Annotated in this window: 12 protein-coding genes; 4 read left to right on the top strand and 8 right to left on the bottom strand. The window is 69.8% G+C overall.

The features are described from left to right. Nucleotides 1–176 precede the first annotated feature (176 nt). From ABVN73_RS03495 to ABVN73_RS03510, 4 genes are all read left to right on the top strand, one after another. On the top strand, nucleotides 177–2519 hold the full coding sequence (locus tag ABVN73_RS03495; protein ID WP_353858947.1) for a methyl-accepting chemotaxis protein: 2343 nt from the start codon (nucleotides 177–179) through the stop codon (nucleotides 2517–2519). Nucleotides 2520–2663: 144 nt separating this feature from the next. Continuing rightward, nucleotides 2664–3887: an O-antigen ligase family protein gene (locus ABVN73_RS03500; protein ID WP_353858948.1), complete on the top strand. Its 1224-nt coding sequence runs from the start codon at nucleotides 2664–2666 to the stop codon at nucleotides 3885–3887. Next, nucleotides 3884–4828, top strand: a complete 945-nt coding sequence (locus tag ABVN73_RS03505) for a glycosyltransferase family 9 protein (RefSeq protein ID WP_353858949.1) — start codon at nucleotides 3884–3886, stop codon at nucleotides 4826–4828. The genes ABVN73_RS03500 and ABVN73_RS03505 overlap by 4 nt, the downstream gene beginning before the upstream one ends. 60 nt (nucleotides 4829–4888) lie before the next feature. Then, a complete protein-coding gene (locus ABVN73_RS03510; RefSeq protein ID WP_353858950.1) occupies nucleotides 4889–5860 on the top strand; it encodes a lysylphosphatidylglycerol synthase transmembrane domain-containing protein in 972 nt (323 codons plus the stop codon). On the opposite strand, the gene queG is transcribed toward ABVN73_RS03510, so the two are convergent. The 8 genes from queG to ABVN73_RS03550 all read right to left on the bottom strand — a co-directional run bounded on the left by queG (nucleotide 5823) and on the right by ABVN73_RS03550 (nucleotide 15007). Next, nucleotides 5823–6893 carry a tRNA epoxyqueuosine(34) reductase QueG gene (queG, locus tag ABVN73_RS03515; protein ID WP_353858951.1) on the bottom strand — a complete coding sequence of 357 codons (1071 nt, stop codon included), beginning with the start codon at nucleotides 6891–6893 and terminating at the stop codon, nucleotides 5823–5825. The two genes, ABVN73_RS03510 and queG, sit on opposite strands and share 38 nt — an antisense overlap. Nucleotides 6894–6959: 66 nt before the next feature. After that, nucleotides 6960–7424: a preQ(1) synthase gene (gene queF, locus ABVN73_RS03520; RefSeq protein ID WP_353858952.1), complete on the bottom strand. Its 465-nt coding sequence runs from the start codon at nucleotides 7422–7424 to the stop codon at nucleotides 6960–6962. Continuing rightward, nucleotides 7417–8619 (bottom strand): tRNA guanosine(34) transglycosylase Tgt, encoded by a 1203-nt coding sequence (tgt, locus tag ABVN73_RS03525; protein WP_353858953.1) that lies wholly within the window; start codon nucleotides 8617–8619, stop codon nucleotides 7417–7419. Before tgt ends, queF begins: the two co-directional genes overlap by 8 nt. Then, the gene (gene queA, locus ABVN73_RS03530; protein WP_353858954.1) at nucleotides 8619–9638 is read right to left on the bottom strand and encodes a tRNA preQ1(34) S-adenosylmethionine ribosyltransferase-isomerase QueA; all 1020 of its coding nucleotides are present in this window, start codon (nucleotides 9636–9638) and stop codon (nucleotides 8619–8621) included. Before queA ends, tgt begins: the two co-directional genes overlap by 1 nt. 57 nt (nucleotides 9639–9695) lie before the next feature. After that, nucleotides 9696–11042 (bottom strand): AarF/UbiB family protein, encoded by a 1347-nt coding sequence (locus ABVN73_RS03535; protein ID WP_353858955.1) that lies wholly within the window; start codon nucleotides 11040–11042, stop codon nucleotides 9696–9698. A gap of 72 nt (nucleotides 11043–11114) precedes the next feature. Further along, complete coding sequence (locus ABVN73_RS03540) at nucleotides 11115–12539, bottom strand: FAD-binding oxidoreductase (RefSeq protein ID WP_353858956.1); 1425 nt, start codon at nucleotides 12537–12539, stop codon at nucleotides 11115–11117. 179 nt (nucleotides 12540–12718) lie between these two features. Then, nucleotides 12719–13120 carry a hemerythrin domain-containing protein gene (locus tag ABVN73_RS03545; protein ID WP_353858957.1) on the bottom strand — a complete coding sequence of 134 codons (402 nt, stop codon included), beginning with the start codon at nucleotides 13118–13120 and terminating at the stop codon, nucleotides 12719–12721. Between the two features lie 81 nt (nucleotides 13121–13201). After that, the gene (locus tag ABVN73_RS03550; RefSeq protein WP_353859455.1) at nucleotides 13202–15007 is read right to left on the bottom strand and encodes a M3 family oligoendopeptidase; all 1806 of its coding nucleotides are present in this window, start codon (nucleotides 15005–15007) and stop codon (nucleotides 13202–13204) included. Nucleotides 15008–15123 lie beyond the last annotated feature (116 nt).

A 15123-nucleotide genomic window follows, 5' to 3' on the forward strand; every position in this document is an offset into this window, starting at 1 on the left:
TGTTACCAGTCGCGTTTATCAAACCAGAAATTAACCCTTTCTGCTGTATCCCTTAGCGACAAAGGCGTGACGACGGCCGGCGAACAAGGCCGTACGATCCGGGGGAGCCCGATTTCATGACGATTGGAACGCGGATTGCGCTCGGTTTTGCAGCGGTCCTTCTGATGACGGTTGGCGTGGCGTTCGTTGGTTGGAACAGCCTGCGCACCTACGCCGGACGTGTCGATCTGGCGGCTCACACCGCCGAACTGGACGCCCGGCTGAAAACCGTGCGGATCGAGGAAGCCCGCTTCGTCACCGAGCGCGACTCCAAGGCCGCCGACAATGTGCCCGGCATGCTGGACCGGCTGCGCGACGAGGCGCAGGGCACGCGGTCCGCTCTGGAGGACGCCGGCAGCGTCCGTCTGGTGGACGAGATCCTGGCCGGCATCGCCGGCTACCGCAGCGCCTTCGCCAACTTCGTCGCCCAGGACCAGGAGGCCCGCGCCCGCACCCAGAGCATGGAGACGCGCGCCCAGGCCCTGCGGGAGATCGCGGAGAAGATCGGCAAGCAGCAGTCCGACCGCTACGACCAGAACATGGTCAGCCTGAAGGACGCGGAGCACGCGGTGCGGCAGAGCCGCGACACCTCCGATCGCGCCGACCGGCTGATCGAGATGGTGCTGGAGGCGCGGCGCCTGCAATCCGACTTCGCGCACACCCGCAATCCGGCGACGATGGCCGCCGCCGGGGAAGCCATCGCGGCGCTGCTGGCCAACGCGGAGGCCATCGAGAAGGATCTCCTCGGCACCAACGACGAGGAACTGGCCCAGCGGATCGTCACCATCGCCGGCGCCTACCGCATGGTGTTCGACCAGGCCCGCGCCGAAGGGGCTGGCGAACCGGCCAGCGGCCGCATCCAGGCGCTGGATCGCCACGCCCTCGAGATCCAGAACCTCGCCCATGAAATGCAGGAGAACCAGGCGATGGTCTCCAGCGCGCTCCAGGAGGCCGCGAACTTCGCCCAGAGCGAGGTGAACGAGGCCGTCCAGCTGCGCGGCATCGCCATGCGCCTGATCCAGGGCGCGCAGTCCGCCATGCTGGGGCAGCGCGACTTCGTCCTCATGAACGGCGAGGAGGCCCGCGGGCGGGTGCATGGCGCGGTCAAGGAGACTCTGGCCCTCGCCACCCAGGCCGGCGCCGTGCTCGTCGATTCGGAAGGCCGCGCCCTGATCGCCGCCATCACCGAGGCCGCCCAGGCCTTCGACCGGGAGTTCGCCGCCCTCGTCAGCACCAGCGAGAGCCAGCGCGCCGCCTCCAGGACCATGGCCAAGGCCGCCGGCGACGTCAGCGAGCAGGTGGCCCGTCTCGTCTCCATCCAGCGCGACGACCGCGAGAACGGCCGCAGCGGGGCGGAGCTGATCATCATCATCGGCGCCGCCGTGGCGCTGGTGCTCGGCGTGCTGATGGCCTGGATCATCGACCGCGCCATCACCCACCCGATGCACGCCATGACCAAGGCGATGGGGCGGCTGGCCGAGGGCGACCTGACGGTGGATATCCCCGGCGGCAACCGCAAGGACGAGCTGCGCGCGATGGCCGAGGCGCTCGGCGTCTTCAAGGAGAACGCCCTGGAGATGCAGCGCATGGAGGGCGAACGGGAGGAGATGCGCCGGCAGATCGACGCCGACCGCCGCCGCACCATGAACGAGTTCGCCAACGGCTTCGAGCAGGCGGTGTCGGGCGTCGTCCAGTCGCTGACCGAATCCGCCGGCAACCTGGGCCGCGACGCGCAGGAGATGTCGTCGGACGCCGCTCTGACCACCGCCAAGTCGAGCGCCGTCGCCGCGGCGTCGGAGCAGGCGTCGAGCAACGTGCAGACCGTCGCCGCGGCGGCGGAGGAGCTGTCCTCCTCCATCGCCGAGATTTCCCGCCAGCTCAACAGCAGCTCCGAGGTGGCGGTCGGCGCCGCGGCCAAGGCGACCGAGACCAACGGGATCGTCGAAGGGCTGGCCGAGGCGGCGCAGCGCATCGGTCAGGTGGTCGATCTGATCGGTGAGATCGCCGAGCAGACGAACCTGCTGGCCCTGAACGCCACCATCGAGGCGGCGCGCGCCGGGGAGGCCGGCAAGGGCTTCGCCGTCGTGGCGACGGAGGTCAAGAACCTGGCCGGCCAGACCGCCAAGGCGACCGAGGAGATCTCCAGCCAGGTGGCACAGATGCAGGCGGCGACGGGCGGGGCGGTGGGCGCCATCCGCACCATCTCCGACGCGGTCGGCACCATCAGCAGCACGGTGACCGAGATCGCCCGCGCCATGGAGCAGCAGGGGCTCGCCACCCGCGAGATCGCCCAGAACGTCAACCAGGCCGCCGAGGGCACGCAGGAGGTGATGCACCACATCGCCGAGGTGACCAACGCCGCCACCAAGACCGGCGGAGCCGCCGACGCGGTGCTGGACGCCAGCCGCACCTTGACCCGGCAGGCCGAGCATCTGCGGTCCGAGGTGCAGGGCTTCCTCAACAAGGTGCGGACCGCCTGACGGCCGTCCATCCGGGAAGCCGGGTCCACAGTGGGGCAGGGGGGCGAGGCCGAATTTTCGCCCGCCCCGTCCCCGTTGCTTTCGCGCGGGGCATCTGTTAAGCCGCGCCGTGCCCCACGGACGTGAGATCTCATGGCCTTCCCCTTGTCACAACGCGACTCCACACGGGGAATTCCCGACGCGATTCTTGCGGGAACGGCCGGTCTGCTCATCGCTCTGCTCGGGCCGCTGGCCGCCATGGCGCCGCGCGGCCTGCCGGTGTGGGTCATCCTGATCGCCGTCCTGTCGCTGGCCGGTCTGCTCCGCCGCGGCGCCCTGGGGCGTCTTCAGCGGGCGATGCCCGGCACGGCGGTCGTCCTGGCCTTCCTGGCGCTGGCCGCCCTGTCCATCCTGTGGAGCCCGTCGCCGCGCGCCGGCCTGACGGTGGTGGAGATCGGCTATGTCGGTTTCGGGGCGCTGGCCGGCGGGGCATGGCTGTCCTCCCTGCCGGCGGTGGAGGCGCGCCGCCTGACCAGCCTGTTCCTTCTGGGCGTCTTCGCCGGCGTGCTTCTGTTCACGGTGGAGGCGGCGCTGGACTTCCCGCTGCACCGCTGGTGGAACCATGTGCCCGCCAACGCGGAGATCGCCGAAAGCAACGTGCCGAAGCGGACGGCGGTGCTTCTCTGCCTGCTGGTCTGGCCGGCGGCGATGGCGCTTGACCGGGCCGGACGGCGGGGGATGGCGATCGCGCTTCCCGCGGTCTTCGCCGTCGCCTGCCTGCTCTTGACCAGCCGGTCGGCCATGCTGGGGATCGCCATCGGCGGGGTGGCCTTCGCGCTGGCCGTCCGGTCGCCGCGGCTCGTCCGCGGGGCGCTCGCCGCCGTCCTCGGCATCGCCTTCGCCTTCGTGCTCCCGCTGGTGCTGCTGTTCGACCGCGTGCTGAACCTGGACGGTGCGGACTGGCTGTTCCGGTCGGCGCAGCACAGGGTTGAGATCTGGGGGATGGCCGCCGGCCGGGCGCTGGAAACCCCGGTCCTCGGGCAGGGGATCGACGCCTCCCGCGCGCTGGACCCGGAAGGGGCGGTGTCGCGGTTCGGCACGCTGACCGACAGCCTGCTGCCGCTGCACCCCCACAACGCCTTCCTCCAGGTCTGGCTGGAGCTTGGCGCGGTCGGCGCGGCGCTGGCCCTGGCGGCGGCCCTGCTGCTCCTGTTCGGCACCGGGCGGATGGAACGGCGCCTGCAACCCTTCGCCCTGGCTTTGTTCGCCTCCGGCCTCGCCATGGCGAGCACGGCCTATGGAATCTGGCAGGCGTGGTGGATGGGCGGGATGCTGGCCGCCGGCCTGATGCTCCGGCTGGCCGCGCGCACCCCGGCGGGGGGCGAATGACGGGGACGTTCGGCAACCACCGCGGCCGCATCCTGATCATCAAGCTGGGGGCCTTCGGCGATTTCTTCCTGGCCCAGACCGCCTTCGCCGCCATCCGGCGTCATCACGCCGCCGACCATCTCTCGCTGCTGACCCTGCCGTCCCTGGCCCCGCTCGCCCGCCTCAGCGGCCTGTTCGACGAGGTTCTGGAGGACCCGCGCGGACGCTCCCTCGGCGCCTATCTGCGCATCCGGCGGCTGCTGCGCGCCGGGCGTTTCGACCGGGTCTACGACCTCCAGGCGCAGCCGCGCACCGACCGCTATTTCTGGCTGCTCGCCCCCGGCCCCTGGCCGGAATGGTCGGGCACGGCCTGGGGCGCCTCGCACCGCGACCAGTATCCGGGCCGCCGCAAGGTGCCGGTGATCGAGCGCTACACCCGTCAGCTCGCCCCCTTCGGCATCGCGCCGGACACGGTGCCGGATCTGTCCTGGCTGGACGCCGACACCCGCGGCTTCGGCCTTTCGGAGCCTTACGCGCTGCTGATCCCCGGCTCATCGCCCGGACGGCCTGACAAGCGTTGGCCTGCCGAGCGCTACGGCGAACTGGCACGGGCGCTGGCCGCGCGCGGCGTTACCCCGGTCGTGCTGGGCACCGCCATCGAGGCGGACATCGCACGGGCCATCGTCGCCTCCTGCCCGCAGGCCGTGGACCTGACCGGCCGGACCAGCGTGCCGGAGATCGCCGGCTTGGCCCGCCGGGCCTGGGTAAGCGTCGGAAACGACACCGGCCCCACTCATCTGGTCGCCGCCGTCGGGTGCCCGATCCTGGGCCTCTTTTGCGACGCTTCGGTTCCCATCCACGTCAACGGACCGCGCATGGTCGTCCACCACCGTCCCTCCTTCGTTGACATGGACGTGGCGGGCGTGCTGGCGGCCATGGACGCTCTACCGCCGACCCGGTAGAGTGGAGCCGTTGATTTCACAGGAGTCGCGCAGGTTTTGACCAGCCCGGACATCAGCGCCATGCCCACCGACGCACAGACCCTTCCCGCCGGAAAGTCGGGCGGGCGGCTGATGCTGCTGGCGAAGCTGGCGGTCACGCTGGCGGTCCTCGGCGTGCTGGGATTCAAGGCGGATTGGCCGTCGCTTCTGGCGCGCGTCGCCGACGCCGAACCGGTCTGGATGGCCGCCGGCTTCCTGGCGAAGCTGCTGGCCGTGGTCTTCGCCGGGGAACGATGGCGCGACGCCCTGCATGCCGCGGGCGAGCGGGTGTCGCGGTGGCTGGCGATCCGGCTGATGTTCACCAGCCTGTTCTTCGGGCAAGTGTTGCCGGGGGCGCTGGGCGGCGACGTGGTGCGCGGCTGGTTGACCTACCGCGGCGGGGCCTCCTCAACCGCCGTGGTGGTGGCCCTGGTTCTGGACCGGCTGCTCGCGCTGACCGGCTGCATCCTGCTGCTGTTCCTCGGCTTGCCGCATCTGGTCGCGACGGCGCCGCCGTCGGTCGCCTGGGCCGGTCCCGCGGCGGTGTTCCTGCTCGCCCTCGGCCTCGTGGCGGGGCTTCAGGTGGACCGCATGCCGTTGCCGGACTTCCTGATGCGCCCGCCGGTGCGGGCGGCGCGGGCGCAGGTGGCCCGGCTGCGCGGCGCCCTGCTCAGCCGAATGGCGCTGGTCGGGCTCGCCCACAGCGCGGCGGTGCATCTGTGCACGATCGTCGCGGTGATCGCCTACGCCCACGCGCTGGACATCCCCATGCGGCCGCTGGACGCGCTCGCTGTGGTGCCGATGACCATCTTCGCGGCGGCGTTGCCCATCTCGCTGAACGGTTGGGGTGTGCGGGAGGGGGCTTTCGTCGCCGGCTTCGCGCTCTATGGCCTCGGCGCCACCGAAGCGCTGGCCCTGTCGTTGATGATCGGCCTGTCGGTCACCGTGTCGTCCTTGCCCGGCGGCCCGCTCTGGTTCAGTCTGAAGGGGCGGAGGGAGGTGGGGCGGCCCTGAGCCGCTCCAGCGCCCAGCCCGCCGCGTCGCGCACCACGTCGCTGGGGTCGTCCAGCAGGCGTTCGGCTGTTGCGGCGTGGCGGGCGTCGCCGCTGTTGCCCAGGGCCACCAGGACGTTGCGCACGAAGCGGTCGCGGCCGATCCGCTTGATCGGCGATCCGCTGAAGACCTGCCGGAACCCTGCGTCGTCCAACTGCGCCAGATCGGCCAGCCGCGGCGCCGTCAGCTCCGCCCGCGGCAGGAAGGCCGCCTCGCGCGAGCGTTTGGCGAACTTGTTCCAGGGGCAGGCGGCCAGGCAATCGTCGCAGCCGTAGATGCGGTTGCCCATCAGCGGGCGCAGCTCTTCCGGGATCGGCCCCTTGTGCTCGATGGTCAGATAGGAGACGCAGCGCCGCGCGTCCAGCTGGTTGGGGGCGGGGAAGGCGGCGGTGGGGCAGGCGTCCAGGCAGCGGCGGCACTGGCCGCAGCGGTCCACCCCCGGCGGGTCCGGCGGCAGCTCCAGCGTCGTGTAGACCTCGCCCAGGAACAGCCAGGAGCCGTGGGAGCGCGACACGAGGTTGGTGTGCTTGCCCTGCCAGCCCAGCCCGGCCTTCTCGGCGAGCGGCTTCTCCATGACCGGGGCGGTGTCCACGAAGACCTTCAGCTCCGCCTTGTAGCGATGGGCGAGCCATTGGCCCAGCGTCTTCAGCCGGCCCTTGATGAGGTCGTGATAGTCGCGGTTCTTCGCATAGACCGATACGACGCCCCGGTCGGGATGGGCGAGCAGGGCGCGCGGGTCCTCCGCCGGGGCGTAGCTGGTGCCGAGCGCGATGACGGTGCGCGCCTCCGCCCAGAGGGCTTGGGGATGGGCGCGCTGGTCGGCCCGGTCGGCCATCCAGCCCATGTCGCCGTGCCGGCCCTGGCGCAGGAACTCGGCCAGCCGCTCCCTGGCCTCACCACCCAGCTCCGCCCGCGCGAAGCCGACCGCGTCGAAGCCCAGCGACAGGGCGCGGTCGCGGATCGCTTCGCGGGTGGAGGTCGCTGGATCGGACATGGTGGTTGTGAGCTGCTTGCCCCTCTCCCCGGAGGGGGAGGGAACGTCTGCGAGGGATGTTCCGGATCAGCCGCGGCCGCGGTAGGTCTGGACGTCCTGCGACGGAATCCACACGCCCTTCGGCGGCTCGCCGGTGGCGTAGAAGACGTCGATGGGGATGCCGCCGCGCGGGTACCAGTAGCCGCCGATGCGCAGCCACACCGGCTTCAGCTCATCCACCAGACGCTTGCCGATGCCGACGGTGCAAGCCTCGTGGAAGGCGCCGTGGTTGCGGAAGCTGGTCAGGAAGAGCTTGAGGGACTTGGATTCCACCAGCCATTCGCCCGGCACGTAGTCGATGACCAGATGGGCGAAGTCCGGCTGGCCGGTGATCGGGCAGAGCGAGGTGAATTCCGGCGCGGTGAAGCGCACGACGTAGTTTTCGCCGGGGTTCGGGTTCGGCACACGCTCCAGCACCGCCTCTTCCGGCGTCTTCGGCTGGATTGTGGCGCCGCCGAGCTGGGTCAGGCCGGCGTAGATGGTCTCAGACATCGATCGGCTCCTTCTTCGTGGGCTTCGCCAGCTTGGCCGGCTTCGCCTTCAGGGCGGCCAGAGGGTCTTCGGTGGCCGGGATGTCGCCCTCGTTCAGGCGGGCCTCCAGCGCGCCCGCGACCTCTTCGAAGCGGCCGTCCTCGATGGCCTGCCGAAGCTCGGCCATCAGGTCCTGGTAGTAATGCAGGTTGTGCCAGGTCAGCAGCATCGGCCCCAGCATCTCGCCCGCCTTGAACAGGTGGTGCAGATAGGCGCGACTGTGGTTGCGGCACGTCGGGCAGCCGCACTCCTCGTCGAGCGGGCGCTCGTCGTGGGCGTGGCGGGCGTTGCGGATGTTGATGGTGCCGCGGCGCACGAAGGCCTGCCCGGTGCGGCCCGAGCGGGTGGGCATCACGCAGTCGAACATGTCGACGCCGCGCCGCACCGCGCCGATCAGGTCGCTGGGACGGCCGACGCCCATCAGGTAGCGCGGGCGGTCCGTGACCATGAGCGGCTCGGTGAAGTCGAGCACGGTGAACATCGTCTCCTGGCCCTCGCCCACGGCCAGCCCGCCGATGGCGTAGCCGTCGAAGCCGATGTCGGTCAGGGCCGCCACGCTCTCCGCCCGCAGGTCGGCGTAGACGCCGCCCTGGACGATGCCGAACAGGCCGTAGCCGGGCCGCTCGACGAAGGCGTCCTTGCTGCGCCTGGCCCAGCGCATCGACAGGCGCATGGAGCTGGCCGCCTGCGCCTCCGTCGCCGGGAAGGGGGTGCACTCGTCCAGGCACATGGTGATGTTGCTGTCCAGCAGGTGCTGGATCTGGATCGAGCGTTCCGGCGTCAGGTGGTGCTTGCTGCCGTCGAGGTGGGATTTGAAGGTCACCCCCTCCTCGGTCATGGTGCGCAGGTCCGACAGGGACATGACCTGGAAGCCGCCACTGTCCGTCAGGATCGGCTTGTCCCAGTTCATGAAGCGGTGCAGCCCGCCCAGCTGCCCGACGCGCTCCGCCGTGGGGCGCAGCATCAGGTGGTAGGTGTTGCCCAGCAGGATTTCGGCGCCGGTGGACTTCACCGCGTCGGTGGTCATCGCCTTGACGGTGGCGGCGGTGCCCACGGGCATGAAGGCCGGGGTGTTGATGACGCCGTGCGCGGTGGACACCCGCCCGCGCCGGGCGCGCCCGTCGGTCTTCAGAAGCTCGAACCCGATCCCGGTCATCACACCCTCCGGAGCAGCGACGCGTCGCCGTAGCTGAAGAAACGATAATTCTGGGCGATGGCGTGCGCGTAGGCCGCCTTCATCCGGTCCATGCCCGCGAAGGCGCAGACCAGCATGAACAGGGTGGAGCGGGGCAGGTGGAAGTTGGTCAACAGCAGGTCCACGATCTTGAAGCGGTAGCCGGGGGTGATGAAGATGTCGGTGTCGCCGCTGAAGGCCCGGATGCTGCGGTCGTCCAGCCCCGCCGTCTCCAGGACGCGCAGCGCGGTGGTGCCGACCGACACGATCCGTCCGCCGGCGGCGCGGGTGGCGTTGATGGCCTCGGCCGTCTCGGCGGAGATCTCGCCCCACTCGCTGTGCATGCGGTGGTCGGCGATGTCGTCCACCTTGACCGGCAGGAAGGTTCCCGCCCCGACATGAAGCGTGACCGGAACGCGGCGGATGCCGCGGGCGTCGAGCGCCGCCAGAAGCTCCGGCGTGAAGTGGAGGCCGGCGGTGGGGGCGGCCACGGCGCCCTCGCGCGCGGCGAAGACGGTCTGGTAGTCCGCCGCGTCCTGCTCGTCCGCCTCGCGCCGGATGTAGGGCGGCAGCGGCATCCGGCCGTGGCGGTGCAGCGCCTCCATCAGCTCCGGCCCGCCCTTGGAGAAGCGCAGGCGCACCTCCATCCCGTCCTTGGCGACCACCTCCGCATTGAGGTCGTCGGCGATGGCGATCACGTCGCCGGGCTTCAGCCGCTTGCCGGGGCGGGCGAAGGTCGCCCATTCCCGTTCGCCCTCGCGCTTGTGGAGCGTGATCTCGACCCGCACCTCGCCGCGCCGGCCGTCCAGCCGGGCGGGGATGACGCGGGTGTCGTTAACGACCATCAGGTCGCCCGGCTCCAGCAGGGCGGGCAGGTCGCGCACGGTGCGGTCGTGCAGACGCTCCGCCACGTCGAGCAGACGGGCGGCGTCACGCGGCTTGGCCGGATGCTCGGCGATGCGGTCCGGCGGAAGGTCGAAGTCGAAATCGGCGGTCTTCATGGGAGCCGCTCGTATAGACCAAAGCGGTGGGACGGGGGAAGCATTACGAGTCGGGCTTCACTCGGGCAAAGGGAGGGCCTGGGCGGACAGGGCGGCGGTCTGGCGGGCGTGCAGGACGTCCACGTCGAAGCCCTGGATCATCTCCTGGAACAGCCGGTACCAGTTCACCTCGGCCTGGAGATGCAGGAAGACGGAGCCCAGCCCGATGGCCGCGCGGTCCATGAAGACGAACTCCCGCGGCACCTCCACCCCGCCGACGCGGCGCAGCTCGGCATGGACCTTGGCGGCGGTCTCGCGGCCGTAATGGCCGGAGTTGGTCTCCTCGATGCGGCGGGCACGGTCGTCCATGATCGGGGCGTAGACGAAGCGCGCCCAGATGTTCAGCACGTCCACCAGCTCCTTGGACGGGTTGGCGAAGCCCCAGGTGCGGTAGGCCTCCACCGCCTTGTCCTGGTTGCCGGTCTGCAGCGCGTCGTAGAGGTCGATCACCCCCTTCACGAAGCGGGCCGGGAAGACGCGGACGCAGCCGAAATCCAGCAGGTTGATCCCGCGGTCGGGCCGCACCGTGTAGTTCCCCAGATGCGGGTCGCCGTGGATGATGCCATAGCCATAGAAGGGCACGTACCAGGCCCGGAACATGTTCATCGCCAACGCGTCGCGGGCGTCCGGATGGTCCTTGACGAAGTCGAGGATCTTGCGCCCCTCCACCCATTCCAGCGTCAGCAGGCGGCGGGTGGACAGCTCCGGCACCACCGCCGGCACATGCACGCCGGAGGTGTCGGCCAGCATGGCGCGGTAGAGGCGGGCGTGCTTGGCCTCGCGCTCATAATCCAGCTCCTCGCGCAGCCGGGCGCCGATCTCCGCCTGGATCTGCTTGGTGGAGATGGCGCTGTCGGTGCGCTCGAAGATGGCGAAGATCAGGCCGAGCTGGCGCAGGTCCGCCTCCACGGCGGAGGCCATGTCCGGGTACTGGAGCTTGCAAGCGAGGTTGTGCCCGTCCAGCCCGACGGCCCGGTGCACCTGCCCCAGCGAGGCGGCCGCGGCGGCGGTCTGCTCGAAGTGGCGGAAGCGCTTGTGCCAGGCGGGGCCCAGCTCGCTCGCCATGCGGCGCTTGACGAAGGGCCAGCCCATCGACGGCGCGTCGGCCTGGAGCTGCGACAGCTCCTGCACATACTCGCGGGGCAGGGCGTCGGGGATGGTGGACAGCAGTTGCGCCACCTTCATCAGCGGTCCCTTCAGCCCGCCCAGCGCGGCGCGCAGTTCGGCGGCGTGGCGATCCCGCTCCAGGGGGATGCCCAGCACCCGTTCTCCGGCGAAACGGGCCGCAAGGCCCCCCACGGCGGTTCCGACCCGCGCATACCGCGCGATCCGGCCGCCAAGCCTGTTCTCATCCGTGTTCGGCATGCCGAATAGGTGGGTGCGGCGAGGCCGAAAGGCGAGTCCCAGGCTGGACGAAACCGGAACGCACCGGCACCGTCACCCGCTCGGCGCGATGTTCTGGTTCACGCAGAACAGGTTGGCCGGGTCGTATGTGGCCTTCAACGCCCGCAGGCGTTCGTAGTTCGGCCCGTAGGCGGCCTGGACGCGCTGTTCGTCGTCCGTGACGAAGTTCACATAGACGCCGCCCGTTGCGTAGCGGGCGGTGCGGTCGGAAACGCCGCGCGCCCACTGGATGCAGGCGCTGTCCTCCGGCGGGGTGTTCCAGCGCGCGTGGACGTTCATGACGAACAGGGCGTCGCGGTGCGGGTAGGCGGTGGCGTCCGCCGGCACGCGGTTAGCCGCCGCGCCAAGCAGGCCGACGAAAATCTCGCACTGGTCGGAGGGAAGACGTCCGGCCTCCTCGACCAGCAGGTCGATCAGCCCGTCCTCCAGCCCGGTGAAGTTCTGCGATTTCCAGTAGTTCCGCGCGCCCGGCACCAGAAGCGGATCGAAGGCCGCCTGCCACGCCGCGTAGGGCATGAGTCCGATATGTTCGCCGACCGGCGTGCCCAGCGACAGCACCGGTTCCAGCGCCTTGCGGGCCGCCGCCTCGTCCTCTCCGGCGTAAATCACCGGCATGACCACCACTTCCCTGCCGTGCACGTCCGGCGGCAGGAAAGGCAGGGGCGGTGCCTTGCGCAGCACCATCCAGGCGGTGGCCTCGTCCGGCAGGGCCGCCGTCGCGTCGCGGTAGCGGCGCATCAGGTCACCGGCCCCCGCGAAGGGATGGACGACCAGCCCGGCAAACACCATCGGTCCCACGGGGTGCAGGCGGAAGGTGAAGGAGGTGACGACCCCGAAATTGCCGCCGCCGCCGCGGATGGCCCAGAAGAGGTCGGCGTTCTCGTCGGCGCTGGCCCGCAGGAACTTGCCGTCGGCGGTGACCACGTCGGCGCCCAGCAGATTGTCCACCGTCAGCCCGTATTTTCGGGTCAGCCAGCCGAATCCGCCGCCCAGCGTCAGCCCGGCGATGCCGGTGGTCGAGTTGATGCCGACCGGCACGGCCAGCCCGAAGGCCTGCGTCTCCCGGTCGAGATCGCCCAGCGTGGCGCCCGGAGCCACCCGCGCGGTCCGGCTGACCGGATCGACATGGACGAAGCGCAAGGCGCCGAGGTCGATCAGCAGACCGCCGTCGCACAGGGAGTTGCCGGCGATGTTGTGACCGCCGCCGCGCACCGAGACCAGCAGCCCGTTCTCCCGCGCGAAGCGCACCGCCTGCATGACGTCGGCGGCACCGGCGCAGCGGGCGATCAGGCCGGGCCGGCGGTCGATCATGGCGTTCCAGATCGTCCGGGCCTCGTCATAGCCCGGCGACTGCGGGGTCAGCAGCGGGCCGCGCAGACGGGCGGCAAGATCGTTGACGGCCTCCTCGGAAAGGGTCGCGTCCCGCCGGTCGGCGGTGCGAAGCGTGAATTCGCCCATCAAGCACCTCCCACGTCAAAGCAGCAATTTTCGCGAATATCCGGAGTGGATCGGCGCAACAAGGGTAAAGTTTCGCCCATGTTCAGGCCATCCGGGAAAGGACTCCCTCCGGTGTTCTTCCGGACGGAGCCACCCCTCAATTCGGTGTCTGCGCGGCTTTGACGGTGGAGGACAGCGGCTCAGCCGCCCTGGCTGCGGATCCAGGCGGCGGTGGCGCTGTCCATGGTGTTCTTGTGGTTGATGAACCACTTCGGCACGACTTCGGTCAGATAGCCGCGGACCAGAGCCAGATTCCCGGCGTCCAAGCGCTTGGCGATGCCTTCCAGCTCCAGGCGGACGCGGTTGTGCTCGTGCACGTGAATGGGAGTCGGCGGGAAGCCGTACTGGTGCATCAGCTCCTCCTCGCGGGCCAGATGGTCGCGGAGATGCTGGGCGAAGGCGGTGAAATGGGCGGGCAGGTCGGCGTCCGACGCCTTGGCGGCGTCGTTCAGCAACTCGACGGTTTCCTTGTGGTCGGCATCGATGATGGCGTTGCCGACTTCCAGGGACGGGCTCCAGGCGGGGATCGAGAGGGTGGGCATGGTGCTCTCCGAAGGGATCATTGGAGGCCACCATACCCATCCCCCGATTGGGGATTCTTGACGTCCGTCAAGAAAGCCCGGTCAGGACTGATTTTCCAGCTCGTCAACAAAGCCGCGGATGACGTTCAGCCCCTTCTGCCAGAAGGCCGGGTCGCTGGCGTCCAGCCCGAAGGGGGCCAGAAGCTCCTGATGCCTCAGCGTGCCGCCCGCCGACAGCATCGCCAAGTACTTCTCCGCGAAGCCCTTCTCCGACTCCTGGTAGACCGCGTAGAGCGAGTTCACCAGACAGTCCCCGAACGCGTAGGCGTAGACGTAGAAGGGCGAGTGGATGAAGTGCGGGATGTAGGACCAGTAGTTCCGGTAGTCCTCGTCGAAGCGCAACGCCGGGCCGAGGCTTTCGGTCTGCACCGCCATCCAGATTTCGCCCAGCCGCTCGGCGGTCAGTTCGCCCTCGCGGCGCTCGGTGTGGACGCGGCGCTCGAAGTCGAAAAAGGCGATCTGGCGGACCACCGTGTTCAGCATGTCCTCGACCTTGGAGGCCAGCATGATCTTGCGGCGTTTCGGGTCGGTCTCGCGGTCGAGCAGGGCGCGGAAGGTCAGCATCTCGCCGAACACCGACGCGGTCTCCGCCAGGGTCAGCGGCGTGTCGGACAGCAGGTGCCCCTGGCCGCCGGCCAGGATCTGGTGCACCCCGTGGCCCAGCTCATGCGCCAGCGTCATCACGTCGCGCGTCTTGCCCTGGTAGTTGACCAGGAGATAGGGGTGGACGCTGGGCACCGTGGGGTGGGCGAAGGCGCCCGGCGCCTTGCCGGGGCGCACCGGCGCGTCGATCCAGGCGTTGTCGAAGAAGCGCTTGCCGAGCGCCGCGAGATCCGGCGAGAAGCGGCCATAGGCGCCCAGAACCAGATCGCGCGCCTCGTCCCAGCGGATGCTGCGGTCGGTGTCGTCGGGAAGCGGCGCGTTGCGGTCCCAGTAATCCAGATGGTCCTGGCCGAACCACTTGGCCTTCATCGCGTAGTAGCGGTGGGACAGGGCCGGGTAGGCGTCCTTCACCGCCGTGGCCAGCGCGTCCACCACCTCGTCCTCGACGCGGTTGGACAGGTTGCGGGCCGACGTGGGCGCCTTATAGTTGCGCCACTTGTCGTCGATCTCCTTGTCCTTGGCCAGCGTGTTGGTGACCAGGGCGAACAGGCGGATGTTGTCGCCCATCACCCGGCCGATCACCGTCCCGGCCTCCTTGCGGACCTCCGGACGGCGGTCGGACAGGCGGTTCAGCGCCTCCGCACAGGTCAGCTCCTTGCCGCCGATGGGGAAGCGCAGGCTGGCGATCGTCTCGTCGAACAGGCGGTTCCAGGCGGCGCGCCCGACCACATGCTTCTCGTGGAGCAGGCGCTCCACCTCGTCGGAGAGCTGGTGCTCGCGGAACAGCCGGACGTCGCGCAGCCAGGGGGCGTAGCGGGCGAGGTCCTTCGACGCCTTCAGCTTGGCGTCCAGAACCTTGTCCTCCAGCCGGTTGATCTCCAGCGTGAAGAAGACGAGGTGGGTGGAGATGCCGTTCACCCGCTCCTGCGCCGACTGGTAGAACTTGGCGATGGCCGGGTCGGTCATGTTGCCGTTGTAGACCAGCCCGGCATAGGACATCACCCGCGACAGCACCTCGTCGATGTGCTCGTACGCGCGGATGGCGGCGGCGAAGGCGTCGCCGTCCAGCCCGGCCAGCTTGGTCGCGTATTTCTCATAGAAGTCCTTGGACGCGCGTTCCATCCGCTCCAGGTCGGCCTTCAGCTCCGGCGAGTCCATGCCCGGATAGAGGTCGGTCAGGTCCCAGGAGGGCAGGGTGCCGAGGTCCGGGCCGTCCCCCGTGGCGGCCAGGGCGGAGTCGGGCATCGTGGTCTGGGGAGCGCCAGGAAAATCGCCAATCGGGTGCCGGGTGGCGCTGCGGGTCATCTGTCCCTCCGTTCTGGGCTTTGGCCGTTCTGAGGATTGGCTGTTCTGAGCTTTGG

It is taken from the genome of Azospirillum formosense, from assembly GCF_040500525.1.
In the GTDB taxonomy this organism is placed as follows: Bacteria; Pseudomonadota; Alphaproteobacteria; order Azospirillales; family Azospirillaceae; genus Azospirillum; species Azospirillum formosense_A.

Bases quoted from the DNA above. Each gene is read 5' to 3' on its own strand.
- queF (WP_353858952.1), bottom strand. From the start codon at position 7,424: ATGTCTGAGACCATCTACGCCGGCCTGACCCAGCTCGGCGGCGCCACA.
- ABVN73_RS03510 (WP_353858950.1), top strand. From the start codon at position 4,889: ATGCCCACCGACGCACAGACCCTTCCCGCCGGAAAGTCGGGCGGGCGG.
- ABVN73_RS03535 (WP_353858955.1), bottom strand. From the start codon at position 11,042: ATGCCGAACACGGATGAGAACAGGCTTGGCGGCCGGATCGCGCGGTAT.
- ABVN73_RS03550 (WP_353859455.1), bottom strand. From the start codon at position 15,007: ATGCCCGACTCCGCCCTGGCCGCCACGGGGGACGGCCCGGACCTCGGC.
- ABVN73_RS03545 (WP_353858957.1), bottom strand. From the start codon at position 13,120: ATGCCCACCCTCTCGATCCCCGCCTGGAGCCCGTCCCTGGAAGTCGGC.
- ABVN73_RS03540 (WP_353858956.1), bottom strand. From the start codon at position 12,539: ATGGGCGAATTCACGCTTCGCACCGCCGACCGGCGGGACGCGACCCTT.
- queA (WP_353858954.1), bottom strand. From the start codon at position 9,638: ATGAAGACCGCCGATTTCGACTTCGACCTTCCGCCGGACCGCATCGCC.
- ABVN73_RS03505 (WP_353858949.1), top strand. From the start codon at position 3,884: ATGACGGGGACGTTCGGCAACCACCGCGGCCGCATCCTGATCATCAAG.
- queG (WP_353858951.1), bottom strand. From the start codon at position 6,893: ATGTCCGATCCAGCGACCTCCACCCGCGAAGCGATCCGCGACCGCGCC.
- tgt (WP_353858953.1), bottom strand. From the start codon at position 8,619: ATGACCGGGATCGGGTTCGAGCTTCTGAAGACCGACGGGCGCGCCCGG.